The sequence below is a fragment of the Okeania sp. SIO2F5 genome (assembly GCF_010692685.1).
GTDB classification, from domain to species: domain Bacteria; phylum Cyanobacteriota; class Cyanobacteriia; order Cyanobacteriales; family Microcoleaceae; genus Okeania; species Okeania hirsuta.
The window spans coordinates 1-25809 of record NZ_JAAHGU010000111.1 but is presented as its reverse complement, the minus strand read 5'-3'; the positions used below and the strand labels follow the sequence as shown (position 1 = coordinate 25809).

Below are 25809 nucleotides of genomic sequence, written 5' to 3'. Positions count from 1 at the left end.
CAACTTGATTCTCCTGTTATTATTCTTGATCCTTTATTCTTTTTTGTGATTTAGCCGATCTTCTCGAGCGCGATTTTTGGTCTTGGCAGCTATCATAATTGCCTACCCCATCATATTCAGTAGATACCTTCAATTTATAAATTATAGTTTTGATGATTTGGCAATTATGCCTTATGAAATTTTAAGTTTTATAGTAGCCCATGAATTTAAGTTTATTTATTTTTAAGATATGAACAAATCAGCAATTAGTGATTGTATGGGCAATGATGACCATCAGTCATGCAAATGTTACCATGTTGTCCTCAGATTGTAAAATCTGACTAGTAAAAAAAATTAAAAAATTATCTAAAGTTAATTGAGTTAATCAGCTAAAAGCTTTAATAAGACTAAAATAGAAGTAGGTAGTTTGACTTTCATTATCAATTACTGTTGTATAGTAGAATTAAAAATAATAGACTTGTCGCTTTATAACTTAAAAATCCCCCAAAAACCTTGTTATGTAAGGATTGTAGCTATTGGATAGCAAAAAATATTGGAATTATTGCTCTGTCTAGGTTAGAGTGATTTTTCCCCTTTATTTAGCGACAACTCTAATGAAAATCAAGTATAACAGTATAGTAAATATTCTTAAATTGCATATCAGGGCAACAAGTTGTTCTAAAAACTGATATTTAAGTTACAATATCTCTAGGAGTGAATGTTTAATGTAGTAGTATTACAAACTAACAGCACTTCTTAATTACCTTTTAATGTGGCAAGCTGAAAAATTAATTTCTCTTCTAATAATTCCTTGGTGGGAGTTATGTGTTGATGGTAGTCATGCTAGTCATAGACCTTAAATATAGTTTTGAGTGTCCACTAAACTAAACAAGCTTAGAGAAAAAATTTGTTTTTGCCAACATTTTCAGTAAATAGTCTTCTGTAAGTATATTTGATCAAACTTATTGACTGGGAGTATAGAAAGCCAATGCTACAACGCAAGATATATCAAATTTGTTGTGATGGTCGTGAAGTCTGTATTTTTTTGCGAGATCAGCAGCGTTGGGTTGAAAAAGCAAAGATATTAGATATAGAGGGAGATTTAGTAACTATACGCTATGAAACAGATGAAGATGATGAAATCTGTTCCTGGGAAGAAATGGTACGTTTAGAAAGTATAGGGGCGATTACCCAAAAATTAGCATCTGTACCAAGGAATAATATAGAACCTCTAGTATCTGAAGATTGTCCAGAAGCTGAAAGAATTCGCAATCACTACCCAGAATCAAATCAGCAGGAATAATATTTAAGATATGATATTAATATGTCTTTAACTGGTTTATGGTCGTTAAATGCAAAGGTATTTTTATATAATGTAGCTTGATCAATTAATCATTTTATTCTATTTATTCAGTAGAAGGAAAATGAAGGGACTTAAACATAGGACAGTAGCCATCAGATGTTACCCTAAATCCATATAGAGCTGAAGTAGGATTTGAGCAATGTTGTCCTCGATAATATAAACAATTACCGCAACAATCTAACTCAGGAGAAATAAAGCGATCGCCAGTCTGATAAAGAAGTTGTCGTTGAGAAATCCCTCTCATAACCAACTCTTCTCCTTGCCAACGGACTTCAACAATACCTGTATCAGCAAAAATTGGCCAACGACTATCATTTGTAATGCTCTGAGGTAAAGAAACTATTACCTCTGTGTCCAACTCAGTTAATTCTCCCTCATAATTAGTTTCAGGTAATGTAGGTACTATAAATGTATCACCAATTGGTAACTCTACCAAAGCACCATTATCTGGAGAGTGGAGTTGATAACGGTTGCGTAACTCTTCAAGATTAGTCAGGTCAGCTATATAACTAGGACTGCCATGAACAAAAACTATATGTTGAGGACGTAAGTTGTGAATTAACTGTGTGGTTCCCAGTCCATCACAATGATCGGTGAGAAGATATGTTTCAGTATGAACAAAATTTAACTCTTGTGAAATTTTTCCTGGTGTTTCAGGTGCTAACACAACAAAAGAATTATCTTGATTATTAATATATTGACTCAAATCAGTATCCCGATCCGCAATGAGAATATAAGGTTTTTCTCCAGAAGGAAATTTTCCTGGTAACTGCCTCAGCACGCGGGGTCTTACCTTTTCGTCCCAAAATAAAGATTGATGTTGAGCAAAATTTTTAACTGCTGGAGGAAATTGGGGTAATAGTTGTAAATAAAGGTCACAAACTTGGGCAACTTGTTCCTCAACCCAAATATCCAGATTGCGACCTGTGAAATAGTGATGACTGCGCAGAAGCATTAACAATTCTTGTCCTAATCCTAAAGCAGGGGTAGGCAAAATAACCGACATTCCAGAAGTAATAGTTTGATATATTCTTTCTGCAAGGTGATTTTCTAACTGTCGTCGATGTGGATAACGAGCTGTACCATAACTACCTTCAATTATTAAAACATCTGGTTTTAGTCCTCGTAAATCTCCTAAAGGTAAACCTTCAACTAAACGACTATTGGATAAAAATAAATCTCCTGTGTATAAAAGCTTATAGGTTCGATGGTCTTCAGCAGTATAAGTTAGAAGAAAAGCTGTTGCTCCAGGTAAATGACCAGCAGGAAAAAGCTCTACAGTTAGACCACTACAAAGTTCTATTGGTGAGTGCCAAGGCAAAGGTTGACAGAAGTCAGGGATTTCAGAAGCAGCAAATTTTGACCAATTGAGGGGCAAAAGTTTAGTTGTTGCTTCACTAGCGTATATTGGTAACTGTGGAAAAGCTTGATGAAGTGCAAGTAGTCCTTGAGCATGGTCTGAATGTGCGTGAGTACATAGGACAATATCTGCTGGGACCTGTTGTTTATTTTCATTAGTACTAGTTAATAATGAAATATCTGCAATACCACAGTCTAATAAAATCCGGTGTGGACCTATTCGGGCCAGCAGACATATTCCATCATCTCCATGACCTACGCTATAAGCTAAACATTCTAAATTCATGACAAGGTTAACTGCTTACATTCAGGAATATTTTGATGATCAAGAATTTGAAAATTTGGCGATCTTGAGCTGCAAGACTTATCAGTAGAGTACTTCATCATAAAAAATAGGTTAAGTGGGAAACCACCGTCTTTTAAGCGGTGGATGGAAACGACTCGATGGGTTTTAACCCGTAGTCAAAAAAACGTGTTATTATTATTAAATAACTTAAAAAGTAGCCTCAATATCAAAATATTCTCTGATACTGCAATCTATAAACACTATTTCCGATAGGATAAGAAAGTAATTGAGATGTATAATTTGGTTTACATTCTATCACTCTAGCGTTTCGCTTCGCGACATGAAAAGCTTTTTCGGCTACCTGACCTAGTATTTGAAAGAATTGATTAAATGCAGCATCTAACCAAGATTTATTTAACCCAGACTTGGATGATTGACCATTAGGTAAATACTTTCCATTTTCATCTTGTTTGGTTTTATTTATGCGAGTTAATTCTACTAGATTTAACTTTTCTATGAAAAATACTTTTTTACCTGTCCTAGTTAATTTATAAGTTGTTTTATACTGGAAATATTGACGACTTCTAGCTATTTTTTGATGGATTTTGCCTTCGCGTTTTGCGTGCTTTGCGTCTGGCTTTACTGCCATTTTTACGTTTGTTCTTGCGTTGGGATACTTTGGTTAGTTTATCTTGATTTCTTCTTAAAGGTTTGAGAGAAGGAAATAAATTACCTTATGAAGTGGCTAAATAAATATCTTTGTCTAACACAGCATCTAAACCTATAGAGTTTTCCCAAGTCGGTTAAATATTGTCAGTTTTCAACTCAGGGATTGATTTATCCTCTAAACTTAAATTTATCAACCAGCCATCAGTTTTTTTGGTTAGTGAAACTTGTTTTATTTGGGCTAGTTCAGGTATTGCTCTATGGGTTATGACCTTAATCAAACCTATTTTAGGAATTAAAATATATAACCATTTACCATTGATTGATGAAAATTTTAACCAAGAATCATTAGAACTCTTGAAAGTTCAATGAACGATATCTAGATTGACTTTTAAACCTAGGTTTACCGCTTCTTTTGCTATTACTATCACCTGCTACAAATCAAGAAAATGTTGTTTCTACTCTTTTACAGACATCCTGCAAAACTGTTGAGTAAAGTTGGGAAAAATCCAGATATTCACTGCTATGCTTGACTTTTACTGTAGCCTTTTTCAGTTATGGTAATTGCTTCTTCTGGTTGTAATAATTTGGTTTGTCTTTTAATTCAGGTAAATGAGAAATCAGAGGATAAGCATTGATAGGACATCTGTCTTGCTCCCACCAGTTAAAACGTTCTCCTAACATTCTGTTGTACCAATACCGACAAACCCGAAGCCAGTTGTTGGCGTTGCTGAATGGTAATGATTTTTAGATTAAGTATCAACGCAAAACATAAGTTTTTCAATTTTACCTTCAGCTACTTACCATTACATTTCAGCAACGCCCAGTTGTTTAGTATTAACTTCTGGCACGTTTGCTGGATATATACGATATTGGTATGTATATTTCATTGCTAATAGTTAAAAAGTTTTGATATATTTCTCCTGAACAATTTTTGAGCTTAATTGTTATTGCTAGCTTAACTTTAATGAGAAGAAATCTAGTATATATTTCTGTATATTTACAAAAGTTTATAATTCTTTATAATTAAGAGCTTGCTAGCAGTGTATATTCCAAAAAAGTAGAAAACTTAAAGAAATAAGCTCATAAATTTATACAATCTAAGTTCCTGGTTCAGGAATAGATTGTAGCAATGAGCCAAAATTTTTCAGTTTTGTAACTAAAAAATACATTTTTTCAGCAAACCAGATTTTACCTAGGAGATAGTTCAAATGGTTTTTGGACCAGCATCTCAATTAGGGGTTAGCCTTTTTGAAGATACAGAACCCGTGGAACTTTGGCCCGGAAGCTCACCAGAAGAAAAAGAAACTGTGATTCGAGCTGTCTATAAGCAAGTTCTGGGTAATGCTTACGTCATGGAGAGTGAAAGACTGACTGTACCAGAGTCCCAACTCAAAAATGGCGAAATTACTGTCCGTGAATTTGTACGTCAAGTTGGAAAGTCTGACTTGTATCGTTCTCGGTTCTTTGAAAGTTGCCCCCGCTATCGTGCAATTGAATTAAACTTTAAGCACTTTTTAGGTCGAGCTCCCGATGGCTACGATGATATGAAGTTTCATAGCAATATCCTTGATGAAGGAAGTTTTGAAGCTGATATTGATTCCTACATTGATAGTGAGGAATATGATAGTGCTTATGGGGAAAATATAGTTCCTTATTATCGAGGCTATAAAACCCAAACAGGCAAAAAAATGGTTGGTTTTACTCATATGTTCCAACTATTGCGAGGTGCTTCCAGCAGCGACTTCAAAGGAAGTTTGTCCGGAAAAAGCCCTGCTTTGAATAAATATGTGATTCAAGAAACACCTTTAGCGGTAGTTCCTCCTTCTGGTGGTTCAGATGGTTGGTCATTCCAAGATACACCTTTAGGTGCTAGAAGTAGACATGGAGTAGGAGCTAGTTCTAGTGGTAAAGTTTACCGCGTTGAAGTAACAGCTTACCGCTCAAAAGTAGTAAATCGTGTTTCCAAATTCCGCCGTAGTAACCAAGTATTTTTGGTGCCTTTTGATCAACTTTCTAAAGAGTACCAAAGAATTCATCAACAGGGTGGTGTAATTGCTAGCATTACTCCTGTAAGCTAGGGCTAAAAATCAGAAAATTGTTTGCTCTTTTCCATGAATAGCTTAGTTGCTAGATTCCTAATAACTAAAAGTTAAATTAACACTATTAAGTTGTGATAATTTAGCAATATTAAGGATAATTCAAGGGTAAAAAATTTAAATAATTTTGCAGTGATTCATGGTTGATGACTATGATGTTTATACTTGTTAAATTAATGGCTATTAACCATGAAAACTGCAATCTCAATAGAAAAAATAAAAATCTTTTAATTAGAGGAATTAAGAATGTCACTTTGGGTAGACACAGTAGAACCAATAGAACTACGTTCTAATGCTACAGAAGATGAAATACAAGCAGTGATTCGAGCTGTTTATAAGCAAGTTTTGGGAAATATCCATGTAATGGAAAGTCAACGTCTAACTAGCGGGGAATCATTACTCCGAAATGGAGATATTTCTGTCCGTCAATTTGTTAGTATGGTTGCTAAATCTGACCTATATTTTTCCTTGTTTTTTGAATCATCTTCTCCTTATGGATTCATAGAACTAAACTTTAAGCATTTATTAGGTCGCTCTCCCGAAGACCAAGCAGAAATTTCTGAACATACCCTCATATACAATGAACAAGGATATGAGGCAGAAATTGATTCTTATATATACAGCGAAGAGTATACTGAAAACTTTGGGGAAAACATTGTTCCATACCCACGGGGTAATAGCAGTCTAGTTGGAATGAAAAACGTGGCCTTCAATCGGATGTTTGCTCTGGAACGAGGAAATGCTACAAGTGACAGAAACAAATCTTCCCGACTTACTTCAGATTTAGCTACTAACCTTGCTACGAAAATTGTTCCACCTGCATATTTAAGTGGACCTTATAGCAATACAGTCAAACGTTTCCAAATCTTAGTGACTAAAACTGGTATTGGTCCTACTGTAAAATTGAGTAATACAACTTATACAGTATCTTACGAGCAGCTAAATTCAAAAATCAACAGCATTCAGAGAACAGGTGGTAAAATCCTGAAAATTACTGAAGTTGGTTAACAAGCTATCAGCTATCAGCTAAAATCGGCGGGTTCGGTGTCCTCCACGCTTATTTGAAAAATTAGTGGTGTGGGTGTTCTAGGGGTTTGTAGACCAGGAGCGACTTCTCTTGAGTATCTCCCATATTATGCCTTGAGAGCTGACCGCTGACCGCTGACTGCTGACTGCTATTTTAGAGGGACCTGTTTTAAACTAACAGGTTCCTGATTAAATATTATTCAAGATAGGAATAATGGATGTTGTAGAATTTGTTGAACGCTCTATAGGACGCTGGCGATCGCAACGTAGTGGCCATAATTTAGCATTTAGTCATTTTGAGGAAGTTAGGTCCACGATAGATATTGTCTCTTTACCAAAAACGGCTCCAGAAGTTATAGAATTGTGTAAGTCTAGTGAAGTAGATATTGCTCAAGCTGTTTCTCCTTTTCAGATGAGTTGGCAAGGGGAGTCTGACTGGGATAATGATGAAGTTATTGAAGGTAGTTGTGTATTAGTACCAATACCCGACCTGGATAATCTCAAAAAAGGAAAATTATTACGTTCCCAAGGTTATGCAGAAACTATTGCTGCTGTGGGAGAATATCAGATTACTGAAGATGGTACTTTTGTTCTACATACAGAGTATGACCGTGCTGCTGCAGAAGAAAAAATTTGGTTTGGTACTCCCAATCTGAGGTTTCGAGTATCCTTGATTAAAACGAGTGATGGTAATGGTGTATTAACTGCCTCTTTTTCATCAGAAATTCGTTCTTTGTCAATGGAAGAAAAATCATGAGTCTTATCTATCACGGTAATATCATGTCCGGTTGAATACTTAATAAATAAACAACTGAGGAGTCAGTCCTCAGGAGGGAAGAAAGAAGAGGAGGAAAAGGAGAAAGTTTTGGTAGTCCTGTATATGTAGTGATAAGTCAATATAAATTATTAGTTTTTGATATTAATATTGAAAATATTAAGTTTTTACTGCTCAAAAAAAATCAAAATTATTGTCTCGGCGATCGCTACATATTATCAGAGATAAAAATATCAGAAATCAACCCCAAGTACCCTGAAAAAAAGTATGCTATTATCTATGACAGTAATAATAAAAAAATCTCTATAATTCAGATGTCAAATAATCAATTAATCTGTCCTAGTTGTGGTAGTAATTATATTGTCAAAAATGGGACTATTCACAACAAAAAACAAAAATATCAATGTCAAAATAGTCTCTGAAAATTTGTCGAAAATAGTCACAGAAATTATATTAGTCATGAAACCAAAGAACTGATTGATCAGTTATTACAAGAAAAAATTAGTTTGGCTGGTATAATTCCAGTAACAGGTGTGTCATAAAAATGGCTCCAGAATTAGGTCAATAATAAGTATGCTCATGTTTCACAGTCTATTAAATGTAAAAAAAAACAGGTAAACTCACTATCCAATGTGATGAAATGTGGTCATTTGTAGGTAATAAAAATCACAAACAATGGCTATTGTGAGCTATGGATATAGACAGTAAAGAAATTGTGGGTTTTTACTTAGGGGAAAGAGGAGAAAAAGGGGCATTAGGATTGTGGAATTCATGACCAGGTATCTATAGACACTGTGCAGTTTGTTATACAGATTTTTGGTCAGCTTACGATCTTGTTTTTCCTAATTCAAGACATAAGTAAGTGGGGAAAGAAACAGGTTTAACATCTTATATAGAAAGATTAAATAATACTTGACGTCAAAGAATTTCTCGGTTGGTCAGAAAAACTTTATCCTTTTCTAAAAAGCTAGAAAACCATTTAGGAGCTACGGGCGTATTTTATTGATCATTATAATGAAGCGTTGGCGGAGCCTAGCGGCAGCTATATCGCCTGACCACCATTTGATCACTACATATACAGGACTACCAAAGTTTTTTGGTCGCGTAAGCGGAAGGAAGTTCTATCACGCTCTTATCCGGACATGATATAAGTGGCTAAAAACCAGAATAAGGTAGGTTAGCAAAATAGATTTAACCAAAATCTACCTAAGTTTTTAAGGTTTTCCCAAAAGTCATTTGTAATTAAATTTGCCCAGATACTTAATCTTTAAATGTCTATAATCTTATTTTGTTCAGATCAGGTACAAAATGTCAAATTAGATAGAACAATTAGTCTAAAATTTTTATCATTTACCTTACCTAACCTAGATTATACATACTTTAAAAAAATATAATTTGACTCAGTTAGTCAAAACTGACGATCAAATAAAAAAAAAGAATTATCAATAAAAAAAGGGAAGGTAAAATATGACTATTTCCCATACAGAAAATCAGACAAAATCAAAGGATATAATTACTCTAGCTAGTTGGATGGCAGGGTGCTTTAGTAACCAAAAACAAGCTTCTGCCAATCGAGTTCTTTATGCTCATATTTATATTTATTTCCGACCTTTACCATATCAATTTTTTTCTGGTATAGGTTTTTATTCAGAGCAAGTTTATGACTATGACCTTTGGAGTCCATATCGTCAAGGAGTTCATCAACTTATAGATAAAGGCGACCATATTTACATAGAAAATTATAGTCTCAAAGACCCTATTCTCTATGCAGGAGCAGCAAGAGAACTTGATATTCTACATACTATTACTCCAGAAAATATAGAACGTCGTTATCATTGCTCAATGGTTTTTAAACGAGATGGAGAAAAATTTTTAGGGAGTGTTGAACCGGGAAATAAATGTTTAATCAATAAGAGAGGATGTGAGACTTATCTAGTTAGTGAAGTAGAATTAACTGAGCAAACATGGGAAAGTTTAGATATAGGAAGGGATGTTAATACACACGAACAGGTTTGGGGTTCAAAAGCGGGACGTTTAAAGTTTGAAAAACAAACAAGTTTTGCTGATGAATTACCGATAGAAAATTGAAGGCGACAAATTATCAAAAAGTCTTGAGGGAGGACTAATAGAAAATGTTGCCACCAGTAGCAGAAAAAAAAATGCAAAGTTGGATTAGAACCAGACATTTAATCTGTTCAGGAAACTTTTTCTTGTTTGAGACAGTAGAGTATTCTACTGTTGATAGGTTTGCAGAATGTGTTCAAACATTGGGCGGGAGTTTGATATCTGTTAAACCTATTAAGAAAATTTGGATTGGTAATCATAGAAAAGTAATTCTTTATCAAGCAAGAGCAAGTCTCCATACACCTCACCACGATTTGAAACAATACTGGATCAAAAACGGCGGTTTTTATACAAGGTTTGATGAACGGGGTTAGATTCAACAATTAATAATTATTGAAGAAGGAGACAGGAGACAGGAGACAGGAGACAGGAGGAAAATTACATGGGGATTCGCTCCCCCAAGTAATGCGTGAACACCCCCGTTGACGGTGGGGTATTAAACCCACAAAGAAAATGATAATTAATAATTAGGGTTTGCTGAAAAAGTCTTTATAGTAGGAGACAGGAGACAGGAGACAGGAGAAATGGGAATGGCGAGGAGGTAGGAATAAGAATTATCCTTTGATTTTTCTGCCCAACTATGCGCCTAAAATACTAACTTTTTGAGCGTTCTAGACTGAAACAAGCGCACTTTTTAAAGGCCATAAAAAGGCTAAAACCAATATCAGTCAATGCTTTGATATTTAACCAGCAAGCGCTAATTAATAATTACCTCTCCTGGAAAATAAGAGGATTGACTAATAATGAAAATTTTTTCTTCTCTTGGTCGATGGTCGGCCAGCGAGGAGACCAGCTTTTGACAGAGCCGCTCCGAGGGCCATCCCTACTAGCAAAAATCCACGCTCGGATAGCTAATATTCGTAAAGACGCTATCCATAAACTAACTACCTATCTTGCTAAAAACCACAGCATAATAAAGATAGAAGATTTACAAATTAAGGCATTCTTAAAAAATCACAAATTAGCAGGTGCAATTGCAGATTGTGGGATGTATGAATTTAGATGCCAATTAGAATATAAAACTGAGAAATTCTCAAGTCAATTAGTGCTTGTAGATAGAATGTTTCCAAGTTCACAGATTTGCTCTAATTGTGGGAATCATCGTCATCAGATGCCATTAAAAAACCGCGTTTATATTTGCCCTGATTGTGGTCACATTGAGGACAAAGATTTAAATGCCAGCAAGAATATAGAACGATAGTTTGAAGGAATATTCCCATCCGACTCTACCAAGTCAAACGGTAAGCTCTACGGGGATGGCCTGCGGAGTGGACAAACCCTTTAGTTGCCAAACTAAAGCCACGTTGAAACAGGAAGTTAACACCAAAACTACATAACGTCCAGTTAAGTCTAGATTTGCTGAGTTTTGGGTCAGTTTAATAGAGCGGAATACCATAATTACTTAAGGAATACCATTCAAGGGTATACTAGAAACATTATGGTGGCCAAGGAGATTTATAATGGCAAAAAAACGTAATGGTGCCACCTCATATTCAGAAAGCAAGGTTAAAGTCGGTGTGTCTCTGACTCCCACTAGCGCTGAGAGGCTAAAGGACGTAGCAACTGAACTTGGTCTATCTAGGTCTGAGTTAATTGAGCGCATTGCTAGAGGAGACCTTGCAATTTTGAGAGAGGCGGCACAGATCCAAGTAAATTTGGACAATAAATCGGAGACAGAAAATAATGCTCTGAAGACAAATGAAGTATCTGATGAAAAATTGGATATAGTAACAGTTCCAGAACCATTAGTTGACTCTGTAGAAGTACAAAATCAGTTATCGGAAAGTTATCAAACTTTACAACAAGAGTTGGCATCTCAGATGGCACAGATTAAACATTTGGAATACCAAATGACTGCGATGGTGTCAAGAGAAAGTTATGAAACTTTACAGAAGCAATTAGAAGAAGATAAAAAAGTAATCGTAGAGTCTCAAGCACAACTAGCTCAACTTAAACAACTAGAAGAGCAAGTAGCTTTGATGGTATCTCAGGAAAGTTATAAAACTCTCCAGCAAGAATCTCAAGGACAACTAGCTCAACTAAAACAACTAGAAGAGCAAATTGCTTTGATGGTATCTAGGGAAGTTTATGATTCTTTGCAAGACAAATCACAGGAGCAAATTGCTCAAGTTGAGCAACTAGAATCTCAGATAGCTTCAATGGTATCAAAGGAAGTTTATCAGAATCTTCAGCAAGAGTCACAAGAGCAAATAGCTCAATTAAAAGAGCAAATTGCTTTGATGGTATCTAGGGAAGTTTATGATTCTTTGCAAGACAAATCACAGGAGCAAATTGCTCAAGTTGAGCAACTAGAATCTCAGATAGCTTCAATGGTATCAAAGGAAGTTTATCAGAATCTTCAGCAAGAGTCACAAGAGCAAATAGCTCAATTAAAAGAGCAAATTGCTTTGATGGTATCTAGGGAAGTTTATGATTCTTTGCAAGACAAATCACAGGAGCAAATTGCTCAAGTTGAGCAACTAGAATCTCAGATAGCTTCAATGGTATCAAAGGAAGTTTATCAGAATCTTCAGCAAGAGTCACAAGAGCAAATAGCTCAACTTCAAAAACTAGAATCTCAAATAGCTTCAATGGTATTGCGGGAAAGTTATGAGACCCTGCAAAATCAGTCACAAGAACAACAAGATAAGTTGCAACATCTAGAAACACAAATTACCACAATGGTTTCTAGAGAAGTTTATGAGACTTTGCAGCGTCAGTCAGAAGAACAGCAAAATAAGTTGCGAAGTTTCGAAGAACAGACTGATTTAATGGTGTCAAAAGAAAATTATGAAGCTTTGCAGCACCAGTTACAGGAGCAACTCAATAAGTTGCAATATCTTGAATCTATAGTTGGTTCAATGGTATCACAGGAAACTTATGAAGCTTTAGAAAAACAGTCAGAATTGCAGAAACAAATAATTACAGATTATCAAAATAAACTGACTAAATTGCAACAAGAATTTCACGATCAAGTCGAGACAATACAGGCTTCAAGAAAGCAAATTTCTGAGTTACAAACTACATCTATGATTGCAGAAAATCACATTCTTAATAGATGGCAAAATCGTACCTTTTCTAGATAAAATCAAAGAAATATGATTCTTTTGATTAATTCCAAAATTTGAAATTTTCAGTTGGGAAAATTCAGAACAAATCAGGGAGAAAAAGGTAATTATTTATTTCCCAAGCGACAAATCCTCTCCGCTAATTGCTAATTGATGAATGTAGAGATTAAATCTTTGTATTCGACAAGGAAGAGCGGAGAGAATCCAAGTCGCATAATGGTTGATCATGATCGGGTAAATAGTGAAATATTTATAGCAGGGAACAGGGAACATGGAACACTGGGAAAAACATTGTCTAGTGATTCATCATTAGTGTATCTCCTCACTGCTCTGGCTATTGCTATAAAATGAAAAAAAGGTATAAAAAAATATATCTGAATATTAAATAGAGTTTAATCAACTAACTATATCATGTCCGGATAATTACTGATGAAAAAAATTTATCCTCTTTTTCTTCCCTCCTGACTCGGCCTTCCTGACTCGGTCTTCCTGACTACTCTTCTCGTTATTTATAACTATTCAACCGGACATAATATTATTTAGATGCCTAAATCATCTCTAGGCAGAAATCTTAACTTTCGTTTTTGAATATTATTTTAGTAAAGTGAATTTCTTACGAGTAGCAAATATACAAATAATTTTTGTCTACCTACTAGAAATTTTGAAAAACGGTTCTCAAGCCCTTACGTCACCATTACAAAATTGGCAGATTTGGAGATGTCTACTGATATAGTTAATTTTCTATTTTAATGACAGTTTGACCAAAGCTTAATTGTTGATAATTTTACACTTTATCCAAAGCCCAAATAAATTGCACGCTAACTATCGTCACCAATATATCCAATATATATAGTTCTCTACAAAATAATTGGAAAGTACTAAAATATAACTAATTAATTTCTGTTAACTTAAATCAATGATTAAATAAAAATATGCCACCCAAAATAATTATAAAAAATCTCATTAAAATTTATGGCAAAAAACATCTTGCCGCTCTTAAGTTGTTTCGGGAAGGTAAAACAAGAGATTATATACTGCAATCCACAGGTAATGTATTAGGATTGGCCGATATATCTCTTGAGATTAATCAAGGGGAAATATTTGTACTAATGGGGTTATCTGGCTCAGGAAAATCTACGCTAGCTCGATGTATTAATCGTTTGATTCATCCCACTAGCGGACATATTTATATTGATGATGAAGATGTTGCTCACGTTGGTGAGACACGAATGCGAGAAATACGACTGAATAAAGTCTCAATGGTATTTCAACGTTTTGGGTTGTTTCCTCATAAAACAGTCGCGGAAAATGTAGAGTATGGACTAAAGGTGCGGGGAGTTGAACGAATTAATCGTCGCCAGAAAGCACTAGAAACATTAGAAGTTGTGGGTTTAGCTAAATGGGCAGATTATAAACCGACCTCTTTGAGTGGGGGAATGCAGCAACGAGTGGGTTTGGCCCGTGCTTTGGCTACTGATGCAGAAATTTTATTAATGGACGAAGCTTTTAGTGCCCTTGACCCATTGACTAGGGGAGAGATGCAAGATGAATTGTTGCGACTCCAGAAAGAATTACACAAAACTATTGTGTTTATTAGTCATGATATTCAAGAGGCTTTGAAACTAGGCGATCGTATTGCTGTAATGAAAGCAGGGGCAATTGTTCAATTGGGGACACCAGAAGAATTACTCACTCAACCAAAAGATGACTATATTACTGCTTTTATCCAAGAGGTAAATCCTGCCCAATTTATTACAGTAGGTTCTATTATTAATCAAACAGCTTCTCTGAGGATTGGCCAAGATTCTGTTGGCTCTGGGCTGAAAAAAATGTTAGACCATAATCTCCAAGTTATGTATGTGCTCGATCAACAGAATAAACCTGTTGGTTTGGTAAAAAAAGAACATCTAGAAATAAGTCTCAAACAGGAAAACGAAGATATTATGGGGGTGATAGAAACTGATTTTCCTATAATTGATGTTTCTGCTCATCTAGGAAATATTTTTCACCTTTATAAACAAGGATTTCCTCTAGCGGTAGTTGATGAAGAAAAAGAATTTAAAGGTATGGTAGAAGCTTCTGATGTACTTACCAGTTTGGGGCGACAAACTACTCAAGAAAAATGACCTACTCCTTAACAAATTTCTTGAAAGCTTTTCAAGAAAAAAGAAAGGGTAGTCCTGCATAGTAATGTTTAAGGACAAAATTTGGTATTTACCGAAATATTTATTCTCCCAGATATTCAACAGTATTTTGAGAGTAAGTCGTGAAAAATTATCGCTCCCTCTAACTTTTACCATTACTATGCACTACTACCAAAGAAAGCATTTGAACTATTTTGTGTAGCAATAAAAGTCTCTGTAGTTTAACTTTTTTTTTCCAGTAATAATAAATTTAGGGTTGACACAAAAACACCACCCAAAGTAAATCGAGAAATTAGGTAAAACCACTATATATAGTAAAGAAAAACTATAACGTCTTAGATATGTAGTGTTGAGAACGGAAAAAAACATCTATATCTTAAAATCTTAAACAAATACCAAAATATTACCCAAAGTAAATCGAGAAATTAGGTAAAACCACTATATATAGTAAAGAAAAACTATAACGTCTTAGATATGTAGTGTTGAGAACTAAAAAAAACATCTATATCTCAAACAAATACCAAAATATTACCCAAAGTAAATCGAGAAATTAGGTAAAACCACTATATATAGTAAAGAAAAACTATAACGTCTTAGATATGTAGTGTTGAGAACTGAAAAAACCATCTATATCTTAAAATCTCAAACAAATACCAAAATATTACCCAAAGTAAATCGAGAAATTAGGTAAAACCACTATATATAGTAAAGAAAAACTATAACGTCTTAGATATGTAGCGTTAACAACTCAAAAAACATCTATTCTCAAACAAATACCAAAATATTACCCAAAGTAAATCGAGAAATTAGGTAAAACTACTATATATAGTAAAGAAAAACTATAACGTCTTAGATATGTAGCGTTAACAACTCAAAAAACCATCTGTTTTGAGCACTGATATCAAATCCGTTTAATTGGACATAAAAAAAATCTTCAATCGCCATAACTACGTTTATCTTTGTAATTCTTTCTCCTCCTGAGGAGGTCCGACTGACTCCTGAGGACTCCTAACTTAACCATTCTATGGCTGTTTAACCGGATTTGATATGATGCCAAAATACTATCCAAAATAAATTGAGAAATCAGGGAAAAACACTATATATACTAAAGAAAAACTATAACGTCTTAGATATGTAGCGTTAACAACTCAAAAAACCATCTGTTTTGAGCACTGATGCCAAAATACTATCCAAAATAAATTGAGAAATCAGGGAAAAACACTATATATACTAAAGAAAAACTATAACGTCTTAGATATGTAGCGTTAACAACTCAAAAAACCATCTGTTTTGAGCACTGATGCCAAAATATTAATTTCGAGCCAGAGTAATATAAATATAAATTAAATAGCTTCCCAGAGACTATTTATCAAGCACTTTAGGAGGAAGATATCTGTAAGTCCCTGCTACCTAAAGATTTGAATAAAACCTAACACCAAAGGAGCCAATAATATAGTGTTCAAATTTTTTCCCATATCAAATTACTTTATAACTGCAACTCAAGGAGGATTAGACAAAATATTTAATCCTTTCCAGTTTTACACTTTACCCTTAGACGAATGGGTTAACACTGCTGTTAATTTTCTAGTTGATAACTTTCGTCCCCTATTTCAAGCTATCAGCTTACCCATAAAAAATACTCTGGAAATAATTAAATCTGGTTTTCTAGCTGTTCCCCCCTTGATTTTTCTCATAATTATTGTCCTGCTGGTCTGGCAATTAGCAGGAAGAAAAATAGCCATCTACAGCATCATCGCTCTTTGTATAATTGGTTTTTGTGGCGCTTGGGAAGCAGCAATGGTTTCCCTGGCCCTGGTTCTAACAGCCGTAATATTTTGTATGTTAGTAGGTATTCCTCTAGGTATTATTAGTGCCATTAGCGATCGCTTCAACAAAATATTACGTCCCTTTCTAGATGCTATGCAAACTCTTCCAAGTTTCGTCTACCTAGTACCTGTAGTAATGTTATTTGGAATTGGAGAAGTTTCGGGTATTATTGCCACATTTGTTTTTGCAGTCCCCCCTCTAATTCGTCTGACAAATCTGGGCATTAGGCAAGTATCTCCAGAAGCAGTAGAAGCAGCTTTGGCTTTTGGCTCAACTCCCCAACAAGTCTTATTAGAAGTACAAATTCCTTTGGCTTTGCCTACTATTTTGGCTGGTACAAATCAAGCGATTTTGTTGGCCTTATCAATGTCAGTTGTCACCTCAATGATTGGGGTAGAGGGATTAGGACAAATGGTATTACAAGGTCTGGGTCGTTTAAATGTTGGATTAGCTGCTGTAGGTGGTTTGGGTATTGTTTTAATTGCGGTGATGCTCGACCGTATCACTCAATCTATTAGTCAGGGAAAAGTTAATTCTTGGCAAGAGCGAGGTTTAATTGGATGGTGGCGGTCTCGTGGCTTTTCCAAAAAAAAAGGCACAACTCTAGGGATAAGTATTTTGGTTGCTTTGCTGGTTGGTGTTACTAGCTGGCAATTAATGTCCCAAACTACTATCAACTCAAAAAATGAAGCATTACCAGGGAATGGAATAATTGTCCGGTCTACTTCTGGTCTGGAAACATCGGGTATATTTGTTACGGAGATTGTGAATATTGGGCTGGAGAAATTAGGCTATCAGGTGAAAGGATCAAAACAATTGAATGTTCCGGCAATGCACATTGCTGTTAGTAATAATGATGTGGATTTTACTGGTGTTCATTGGCAAGTTGCCCAAAAAGAATTTTTTGACAAGAATGGTGGGGAAGATAAATTAGAAAGGATTGGAACGCTAATTTCTGATTGTCAAGCGGGGTATCAGATAGATAAACAGACTGCTGAGAAATATAATATTACTGATTTATCACAACTCAAAGATCCAAAAATTGCTAAACTTTTTGATTCAGATGGTGATGGTAAGGCAAATTTAATCGGTTGTACTGCTGGTTGGGTGTGTGAAAGAATAATAAATCATCATTTACAGGTTTATGGACTTGAGGATACTGTTGAGCAAATTGAAGGAGATTATTCTTCTTTGATGGTGGATACTTTGACTCGTTATCGGCAAGGTAAACCTATTCTTTATTTTACTTGGACTCCTCATTGGTTAGCTTCAATTTTAAAAGTTGAGGAGGATGTGGAATGGTTGGGCGTTCCTTTTACATCCTTATTAGAAACTCAGGGAAACTTCACCGCAGAAGATACTTCAGTAAATGGAAAAAATCTTGGTATTCCAGTCGATAAAGTTCGGATATTAGCAAATAAGAATTTTTTGCAGGATAATCCAGTTGCGAAAAGTTTATTTGAACAGATTGAAATTCCTCTAGAGGATGTTAATTTTCAACAGGAAAAAGTTAAAAATGGGGAGAATAAACCTGTAGATATTCGCCGTCACGCTGAAGAATGGGTTGCTAGTCATCAAGGGTTATTTGATAGTTGGTTAGAAGTAGCAAAAAGTTAGGTTTTTATCACTCAAAATAAATAAGATATTTGTCAGTTATCAAGGGTTTTCATATTGCCTCTGTCATCAATAGTGCTTATTACTAAACTGGAATGTAAAATATGGCGTTGGTAAATGAAGGTATGATGAGGAAAGAATGCGATCGCTAAATAGTTAGAAGTTTTTGAGCTAATGGTACAGGAATAGTTAGACATTCATGTTTTAGCTCATCGTATGGAACCTTTTTGTGTTTGATAACAGTCTAAAAACTGTCGAGAGACAATCAACACAGATGTAATTCTGTTTTCCTTTCTTAAATTCATTTTTGTTAACGTGAGTTGATTGGCATGACCGACATTGCATTAAAGTTCACCTATAAGGGCTTTTTGGAAATATCATACCCTAATTTACCAACGCCAAAATTTTTTCATCACTAATTATCCGGACATGATATAACTCGATATTAGACTTGTGGATTGATATGGTAAAAAATTGCCAAAACTCTTGGTGTAGTTTGAGCGTTTTTTTCAATCTATTTAGCAACAAATCTATTGTTTAGGATGAGATTCTAGCAGAATTTTTTTGAATCATTTCTTCTAATTGTTTGCGAGTAATACAACGACGTTCGGAGCAATAGGCCATCAAATTAACACCATTCATCATTCGCACTGTACTAACTCTGACTCGAAAATCATCTGTCAGAAACCAACAACGTTCTTGTCCTTGGTTTCTTTCATATTCTGTGTCAATTGTCAAGACTCCATCCGTGGCAAAATGATATCTACCCACTACAGGAATACCTTCAACATAACCACGATTACGCAAAAATTTTCCAGTTAAGCCTGTTTGAGAATCAGGAATATCTACTAAAATAGCAGCATAATTGGGATTAGGTTCATCATCATCTAAATTATCTTGCCAATTAAAACTTGCACCACCTGTTGCTAAAGCTGGATTTACATTTTGTTGTTCGCAAACTTCCAAAACTTTAGGGTCATCTTTTGTTAAAACTTTGACGATTAAATTAGACTTCCCTGACTCATCTTGAACAGAATCAAAATGATGGACGGTACGTTGAGAAAACCATATTCCCTCACTTTTGAGAAAAAAATCCATCATTGTCATTGGTGGTGTGAATTTCATTATTTTTTGCCCCTAAAGTTTTGTTAACATCTCAGATATTTATTAGTTAAGGATAAATCAATAAAAATCTAATTGAGAGTCATAAAATTATAGGATAAATCAAATAGACATCTCCTCCAAAAGAGGGAGTAGGTCGTAGGGACGTTACATGCAACTACAGAGTAGAAAAAATAATTGATAATTTCTGTGCAATAGTTGATTTTATTTTTTATGACCGGAGATTTCTAATATATACTTTAGCCTTTTATAGATATAGCAATCACCGAATCGGATGTGATAATTTTATTGCTTCAGTATTTCTCATTCCCAGCTCCGGTATTCCCTAAAAATCTACAATATCTCACAACTCAAATAAGATTGATATATCTAATTAATATATAATTAACTAAAATCTTTATACATAGCAAACTCTCCTCAAACAAAATGCAGTTTCAATCAGCTACAGAAATTATTCAAGCTTATCAGCAAGACAAAAATCTTACAGGTAGTAATCTACAAGGTATAGATATTAGTCAAATTGAACTATATCAAGTCAATCTAAGTCAAAGCAATTTACAACAGGCCAATCTAAATAATACAATTCTCATTGGAGCTAACTTGAGTGAAGCAAACTTAAGTGGAGCAAATCTTAAAGGTGCTGATTTACGAGGAGCAAATCTTCAGGGAGCTAATTTGAGTGGAGCAGATTTAACTGATGCATATCTCAATAGAACTGAATTACAAAAGGCTAACTTGACTAATGCTAATTTGGCAGGAGCTAAACTACAAGTAGCTTACTATAATAGTGAAACAATTTGGCCTGAAGGATTTGCTTATCAAAAATCAGGAGCAGTTGGACCAGGAGCTGATTTAAGTGGAGCTTTTTTAAATACAGCTTACCTCCGAGGAGCTGACCTTCAAGGGGCAAATCTGCGGGGTGCTTATCTGAGTGGTACTGATTTGACAGGCGCTAACTTGCAAGGTGCAGCTCTTAGTGGTTCTAATATGAAGGGAGTTTTTTTAGTAGGTGCTAATTTGCGTGATACTCGACTCAATGGGGTAGAGTTAGAGGGGGCCGATCTGCGTGCTGCTGATTTGACGGGGGCGAGTTTAGATAATATTCCTAGTATTGCTGGAGTTGATTTTACTTTGGTGCAGGGATTGAGTGACTCTAGTAGAGCTATGTTATGTGGATATTCTGGCAAAGATTTGGGAACCTGGAATTCTTTTACTCGTACTAATACTAAAAGTAGTTTATTCTCTAATTTAACTGATGTTTAATCTAGGTTCAACAATTAATAATGAATAATTAATAATTACCTCTCCTTGAAAAGAAGAGGATTGACTAATAATGAAAATTTTTCTTTATTATCCCCTTAAAAGGGGAGGCTTTAAACCACAATTTTTCGGTAAAAAAGAAGGAAGAAGAAAGAAGGAAAAACCTGGCTTTGTCTGAGTTTTAAGCTTTTGATATTTTCTCACCTTTCCTGAGACTGCTATATCAAATATTTATCTAATTGGAACTATGCTGCTGAACTATTTGATCCTAAGTAAACTTTTAATTTGCTGATTAATTTGATTTTTTTTATTTTCAGAAAAGTAAATTTTTAGTGACTTTGGTAGTAATTTGAATAAAGGAGTATTTAAAGGATATCTCAGACGAATCATCTGAAACCAAGGTACTGCTTCAATATCAAATATCATAGATGGTGATAATTCAGATTGCCATTGATTAATGAGTTTAGGATTTAAAGGTTGTCTAATATTAATTTTCCAAGGTTCTCTGTCAACATTAACTAAATTGTTATTTATTGTATGAAATTCTAGCATTTGTGCCTCAAATTCAACACCTATAAAATTGCATATTTTTTTGAGTGTTTGTTCTGGATAAAGTACCAGTTTTTCATAATTTATCGTCATAATTGAGTATTTTATATGAGTTAGTAAGTTGTCGATGAGAATCATATTTCTATGCCATACTCGTGTATCATATATGACATTTCCACTAGACCAAGGAACTTTTCGCCAAGAATTAACAACAGCTCTAGGATCGCGGACAATATGTATAAATAATGCTGAGGGAAAAAACTTGTAAATCATTTCTATATATCGGAGATGCTCCGGGGTTTTTTCTCCTACTATTGATGTTTTTTTAATTCCGCAAATTTTTCTAATAAAAGATTGAATAAACTACCATAGTCTCTTGTGATACTCAAAGCTGCTTGACGAAAATCATCTGCATTAAGCCCCATTTCTGCAAATACGGGCTTTTTAACTATATCATAAATTAATTTATGATAATTTTGGTCATTAGATAAGTTTTTGTATAATCTTCTTTTTCGCCAAAATTTTTTCATAAAATTAGTTTCAGGAGCGATCGCTATCTGGGAATGAGCATTTAATATTTGTTGTAGCAAAGTTGTTCCAGAGCGCGGAGTACCCACTAAAAAAAATCCTTTTTTTACAGTATACTGATTCATTGATTTTATATTTAAAAAAATTAGTTAGTCTCAAAATTATACAATGGAAAAATTTATACTTTTATAGCAGTTGAAAGAAAGGTTATACCAGTTTGATAAATATTTTCTACAAATAGCTAGACTATTTCTTAGGAATCAGGAGTCAGGAGTCAGGAATCACACGGGAATGGCTTTAATATCATTTTTGAGGTCGGAAGTTATCTTTTTAATTAACAGGACATCTCTCAAAAAGTATTTTAATTACTCAAATTATTCGTAACATTCTTTTTTGAAAATGGTATTAGAACATATCAAAAGCTTAAAACTTAGACAACGCAATATTTTTCCTTCTCTCCTAGATAACTAAAGCCTTCTTCCTTCTTCTTTCTTCTTTTCTTTACCGAAAAATTGTTGTTGAAAGCATCCTCTTTTAAGAGGATAAAAGCGGTCGATCTTCGTAGCTTCCCGTAGGGTGGGATGGCGAGGTCCCCTCGCCATATCCAATCGACCAAGAGAAGAAAAATTTTCATAATTAGTCAATCCTATCCGTTTTAAAGGAGAGGTAATTCTAAATTCTTTAATTCTTTGGCACAACAAATCTCATTCCTCCCTTAACTCTTGAAGTATCTTCCTGATACCTAGGAATGACATGAATATTTGTGTGCATCATTTTTTGTCCTCCGGCACGATTAACATTTATCCCTACATTAAACCCATCCGGATTATATTTTTCCTGTAAAATTTTCTGTACCTGATTTACCATTAACCAACAGTCTAATTGTTCTTCTACAGGTAACTCAAAATAATTTGCTAGATGACGCTTAGGTATAACTAAAGTATGCCCTTTTGTAACTGGATAGCCATCAAGTATTGCATAAGTTTTTGCTGACTCTGTAATTAACTGTAAATTTTTACGCGGGTTACAAAATAAACAATTGTTTGTCGAATTTTTTTGCTGATTATAATGAATATACTCATAAATTTCACACAACTCATCTGTGTGGATAGATTTAAAAGGTAAATTAACTAAACACTGATAAGTTGGTTTTTTGTGTATATAATGCTCTCGAAAACCCTCACGCTTCAAACCTCTTCTAACAGAGTAATAAGCTTTACCTCCAGGTTTTAATAATTGTGAAACTTCCATCAAAACTTGAGTTTGTACTTGGTCAAATAAAACATTTAATATATAAAAACAGAGAATAGTATCAAATTTTGTCTGGGGATATTGTGGAAAATAATAAGGGTCATAACCAGTGACTGAAAAGTTTTTTTGTTGTAGTAGTTTAACATCATTACCAAAACCACAGCCAAAGTCGAGAATTTTACCAACTAGCAGATTTTTATCTAGCAATAATTGAGCTGGAAATGAAATAAATTTACGCTCTTTAGCAGTAAGGTGGCTATATTGGTTTGATTGTTTATTGGTAAACAAGGATACTTTTGTGATGAAGTAATGCAGAATACAATAATTGTAATTGGTAATTGGTAATTGGTAATTGGGAAGGCGCTAAAACAACTTCGCTCTTTATTGAATGGCAGAGAATGTCAAACTTCTCAATAAAATCTGAGTACTGAATCCATATCACAACTGATTATTTAGAATCAATTAGCAATCCGGAATGATTTATGAGAATTTTATTACTTCGGTATTCCCTATTCCATCACAGATAACAGGAGTACCCTACCAGGTGCGTCTGTCGCACCCCACGGGGTCACACCACTATTCCTGAAAAGTCTAGAATATTTCACAATTAAAATAAGATTGCTATAGATTTTTGACAATCTAATGATTCTCAAAAAAAGAATAGAAAATGGTGGATGGTTGAAAATAATTTTTGTGATTAAAAATGACAATAAATTTTGAGTAACTCATCGATAAATACTATATTTATAGCATGGTGATTTCATTCTAGATTTTGGCAATGAATTTATTGATTTTCAGACTGCGAAATATAAATTTCCTAAAGCTTGGAATAACGTAGTTTCGTCAATACATAAAATCGCACAGTTTAGAATGAAACAGCTCAGTATTTATAGAGAATTTTAACAGTATATGGGTGATCGAATTATAGGTTTTTCATTAAACAACTTCATAAAGAATAAAAATTACATTTTACCGAATAATTAATGATTAATCATTAATCATTAAATAATTCTGGTTTAAATCCTCCCCTTTCAAAGGGAAAAAAAGCGGTCGATCTTCGTAGCTTCCCGAAGGGTGGGATGGCGATCTTCGGAGCGGGTCTGCACTCTTCGGGTCTCCTCGCCATATCCAATCGACCAAGAGAAGAAATAATATTTCCTTACATTCAATCAAGGACGGTTTTAACCAGAGGTAATTATCAATTATCAATTATCAATTATCAATTAATGAACGCCTTGGTATTTACAAATTACTCAAAGCTTTATTTAGTCAGATTTTTCCCTAGTATACCTCATACCAATCCGATGGCTTTTCTAACCTAATCTTAGCCCATAGCAATATAAACAACATACGGCAATTGATGAATCAGTAAACAAACATAAAACAAAATATTCTTGCTTATACTTATCTATATAATTTGTTCAATTATTTGAATATAGCAGTCTACAGATAAATTAAACATAAGCATCTGCATAGAATTAGTTACCTACTCTAATTTTCTGTAAATTTTGTAGCAAAAAGGTTTGAATGACGGAAAATGTGCAATTAATTTTGTTTAATTCCTATTAAGAATTTTCCTCAACTAAAAAAATCCCAATCAATGAATAAGAATTAATAACTAATTTTAATACCAACTTATAATATATTTTTCCTATTTCCTATACCCTTTCAGCAATCACAATATATTTGAAGGTTAAGCCAATGGACGACCCCAGAAAAAGCTGGTTCCATATAATTTTTGACTTTAAAAGTTCAGTCATTCCCAATATTTGGCTCAGAGTATTGGTAATTATGATATTTGCCCTTTTAGTTACTATAGCTCATGGTAATAATTTGCCCATGAATCAGCCAATTTTAGGTAGTATTATTCCAGGAATAGTCCTTGGTTTATTGCTAGTTTTTAGAACTAATACTGCTTACGATCGCTATTGGGAAGGTCGGAAATTAATCGGACTTATTTCTAAAAATTGCTGCATTATGGCAAAAAATATCATAGTGTTTGTTCCTGATAATAACAGTGAAGATTACGCTCAAAAAATATCTTACATCAAACTATTAATTGCTCTTTTTATTGCGGTCAAACTTCAAGTTAGAAAGGAAAAAGTTAACGAAGAAATAAAAAAATATCTCTCTGAAGTTCAGTGTTTAGAATTGAATAGCAGTAATAATATGCCTCTACAAATTACTAAATGGTTAACAATATACTTTGATAGACTTGCAAAAAATAGTTCTATCAATGAATTGACTTTAATCAGTTGGAATCAAAAAATAGAAGAAATTTTTATCGCTTTTGGAGGTTGTCAAAGAATTGCTACAACACCTATTCCGAAAGCTTATTCTATTCATTTAAAGCATTTATTGCTCATCTATTGCTTTGCCATTCCTTTTCAATTTGTTGCAGAATTAAGTTGGTGGACTATTCCTATGTCAGGTATTATTAGTTTTGCCCTATTAGGAATAGAAGCCATTGGTCTAGAAATAGAAAATCCTTTCGGTTATGACAGTAACGATCTTCCTATAGATAATATAGGCAAGAAAATGACAGAGGATATTTTAGAACTAATCAACTCTGGTTCTTTTAATAATTCTGAATTATGGGAAGGTTGGGTAAGTTTGCAAGAAATAAGTTAGATGATTTATTTTTGACACTCCACGGGATAAATCCGCGTGGATTCTGACGGTAGTTAAAACAGGGGATAAATCCACCTGTTTTTACTTCTCATCAGTTGAGGGACTGTCATTGACCCCTACCTTTGAATCATCCATACC

22 protein-coding genes and 1 pseudogene are annotated in these 25809 nt (G+C 34.3%); 14 read left to right on the top strand and 9 right to left on the bottom strand.

The features are described from left to right. The first annotated feature begins 967 nt into the window (after positions 1–967). Entirely contained in the window at positions 968–1282 is a 315-nt protein-coding gene (locus tag F6K27_RS24895) for a DUF6679 family protein (RefSeq protein WP_124143973.1), read from the top strand. A gap of 103 nt (positions 1283–1385) precedes the next feature. Here the strand turns inward: F6K27_RS24895 and F6K27_RS24890 are convergent, their stop codons facing one another. Both F6K27_RS24890 and F6K27_RS24885 read right to left on the bottom strand, forming a co-directional pair. Next, positions 1386–2987 carry an MBL fold metallo-hydrolase gene (locus tag F6K27_RS24890; RefSeq protein WP_287279745.1) on the bottom strand — a complete coding sequence of 534 codons (1602 nt, stop codon included), beginning with the start codon at positions 2985–2987 and terminating at the stop codon, positions 1386–1388. A gap of 226 nt (positions 2988–3213) precedes the next feature. After that, positions 3214–3636, bottom strand: a complete 423-nt coding sequence (locus F6K27_RS24885) for a hypothetical protein (RefSeq protein WP_287279746.1) — start codon at positions 3634–3636, stop codon at positions 3214–3216. A gap of 230 nt (positions 3637–3866) precedes the next feature. Between F6K27_RS24885 and F6K27_RS24880 the strand changes: the two genes are divergently transcribed. Further along, positions 3867–4025, top strand: a complete 159-nt coding sequence (locus F6K27_RS24880) for a hypothetical protein (RefSeq protein WP_287284603.1) — start codon at positions 3867–3869, stop codon at positions 4023–4025. Between the two features lie 183 nt (positions 4026–4208). Here the strand turns inward: F6K27_RS24880 and F6K27_RS24875 are convergent, their stop codons facing one another. Further along, positions 4209–4337, bottom strand: coding sequence for a hypothetical protein (locus F6K27_RS24875; RefSeq protein WP_287279748.1), 129 nt, complete (start codon positions 4335–4337; stop codon positions 4209–4211). A gap of 527 nt (positions 4338–4864) precedes the next feature. On the opposite strand from F6K27_RS24875, the gene F6K27_RS24870 reads away from it, so the two are divergent. From F6K27_RS24870 to F6K27_RS24840, 7 genes and pseudogenes are all read left to right on the top strand, one after another. Continuing rightward, complete coding sequence (locus F6K27_RS24870) at positions 4865–5734, top strand: phycobilisome linker polypeptide (protein ID WP_287279749.1); 870 nt, start codon at positions 4865–4867, stop codon at positions 5732–5734. A 264-nt stretch (positions 5735–5998) separates the two neighbouring features. Further along, the gene (locus F6K27_RS24865) at positions 5999–6760 is read left to right on the top strand and encodes a phycobilisome rod-core linker polypeptide (protein ID WP_287279750.1); all 762 of its coding nucleotides are present in this window, start codon (positions 5999–6001) and stop codon (positions 6758–6760) included. 232 nt (positions 6761–6992) lie between these two features. Then, complete coding sequence (locus F6K27_RS24860; protein ID WP_287279751.1) at positions 6993–7535, top strand: phycobiliprotein lyase; 543 nt, start codon at positions 6993–6995, stop codon at positions 7533–7535. A 332-nt stretch (positions 7536–7867) separates the two neighbouring features. Then, a pseudogene (locus tag F6K27_RS24855) lies at positions 7868–8608 on the top strand (IS1 family transposase). 412 nt (positions 8609–9020) lie between these two features. After that, positions 9021–9641 carry a chromophore lyase CpcT/CpeT gene (locus tag F6K27_RS24850; RefSeq protein ID WP_124143967.1) on the top strand — a complete coding sequence of 207 codons (621 nt, stop codon included), beginning with the start codon at positions 9021–9023 and terminating at the stop codon, positions 9639–9641. Positions 9642–9685: 44 nt separating this feature from the next. Next, on the top strand, positions 9686–9991 hold the full coding sequence (locus F6K27_RS24845; RefSeq protein ID WP_287279295.1) for a CpeR family transcriptional regulator: 306 nt from the start codon (positions 9686–9688) through the stop codon (positions 9989–9991). Between the two features lie 482 nt (positions 9992–10473). After that, positions 10474–10878 (top strand): RNA-guided endonuclease TnpB family protein, encoded by a 405-nt coding sequence (locus tag F6K27_RS24840; RefSeq protein ID WP_287300927.1) that lies wholly within the window; start codon positions 10474–10476, stop codon positions 10876–10878. A gap of 33 nt (positions 10879–10911) precedes the next feature. Here the strand turns inward: F6K27_RS24840 and F6K27_RS24835 are convergent, their stop codons facing one another. Then, positions 10912–11073, bottom strand: a complete 162-nt coding sequence (locus tag F6K27_RS24835; RefSeq protein WP_161564476.1) for a hypothetical protein — start codon at positions 11071–11073, stop codon at positions 10912–10914. Positions 11074–11137: 64 nt separating this feature from the next. Here F6K27_RS24835 and F6K27_RS24830 point away from each other — a divergent pair, with 64 nt between their 5' ends. The 3 genes from F6K27_RS24830 (at position 11138) to proX (ending at position 18333) form a co-directional block, all read left to right on the top strand. Then, positions 11138–12763 carry a hypothetical protein gene (locus F6K27_RS24830; RefSeq protein ID WP_287279294.1) on the top strand — a complete coding sequence of 542 codons (1626 nt, stop codon included), beginning with the start codon at positions 11138–11140 and terminating at the stop codon, positions 12761–12763. Positions 12764–13677: 914 nt separating this feature from the next. Continuing rightward, positions 13678–14871, top strand: a complete 1194-nt coding sequence (locus tag F6K27_RS24825; RefSeq protein ID WP_287279293.1) for a glycine betaine/L-proline ABC transporter ATP-binding protein — start codon at positions 13678–13680, stop codon at positions 14869–14871. A 1473-nt stretch (positions 14872–16344) separates the two neighbouring features. Further along, positions 16345–18333 carry a glycine betaine/L-proline ABC transporter substrate-binding protein ProX gene (proX, locus tag F6K27_RS24820; RefSeq protein ID WP_287279292.1) on the top strand — a complete coding sequence of 663 codons (1989 nt, stop codon included), beginning with the start codon at positions 16345–16347 and terminating at the stop codon, positions 18331–18333. 534 nt (positions 18334–18867) lie between these two features. On the opposite strand, the gene F6K27_RS24815 is transcribed toward proX, so the two are convergent. Next, on the bottom strand, positions 18868–19455 hold the full coding sequence (locus tag F6K27_RS24815) for a phycobiliprotein lyase (protein WP_287279291.1): 588 nt from the start codon (positions 19453–19455) through the stop codon (positions 18868–18870). Between the two features lie 423 nt (positions 19456–19878). On the opposite strand from F6K27_RS24815, the gene F6K27_RS24810 reads away from it, so the two are divergent. Further along, positions 19879–20715: a pentapeptide repeat-containing protein gene (locus F6K27_RS24810; RefSeq protein WP_287279290.1), complete on the top strand. Its 837-nt coding sequence runs from the start codon at positions 19879–19881 to the stop codon at positions 20713–20715. A gap of 255 nt (positions 20716–20970) precedes the next feature. Here the strand turns inward: F6K27_RS24810 and F6K27_RS24805 are convergent, their stop codons facing one another. From F6K27_RS24805 to F6K27_RS24790, 4 genes are all read right to left on the bottom strand, one after another. Further along, a complete protein-coding gene (locus F6K27_RS24805) occupies positions 20971–21534 on the bottom strand; it encodes a sulfotransferase (RefSeq protein WP_287279289.1) in 564 nt (187 codons plus the stop codon). Positions 21535–21572: 38 nt separating this feature from the next. Further along, a complete protein-coding gene (locus F6K27_RS24800; RefSeq protein ID WP_287279288.1) occupies positions 21573–21914 on the bottom strand; it encodes a sulfotransferase in 342 nt (113 codons plus the stop codon). A 342-nt stretch (positions 21915–22256) separates the two neighbouring features. Then, on the bottom strand, positions 22257–22433 hold the full coding sequence (locus tag F6K27_RS24795; protein ID WP_287284600.1) for a hypothetical protein: 177 nt from the start codon (positions 22431–22433) through the stop codon (positions 22257–22259). Positions 22434–22470: 37 nt separating this feature from the next. Beyond that, positions 22471–23328, bottom strand: a complete 858-nt coding sequence (locus tag F6K27_RS24790; RefSeq protein WP_287279286.1) for an HIT family protein — start codon at positions 23326–23328, stop codon at positions 22471–22473. 1413 nt (positions 23329–24741) lie between these two features. Here F6K27_RS24790 and F6K27_RS24785 point away from each other — a divergent pair. Beyond that, on the top strand, positions 24742–25671 hold the full coding sequence (locus F6K27_RS24785; RefSeq protein WP_124144639.1) for a bestrophin family protein: 930 nt from the start codon (positions 24742–24744) through the stop codon (positions 25669–25671). Positions 25672–25809: the final 138 nt, after the last annotated feature.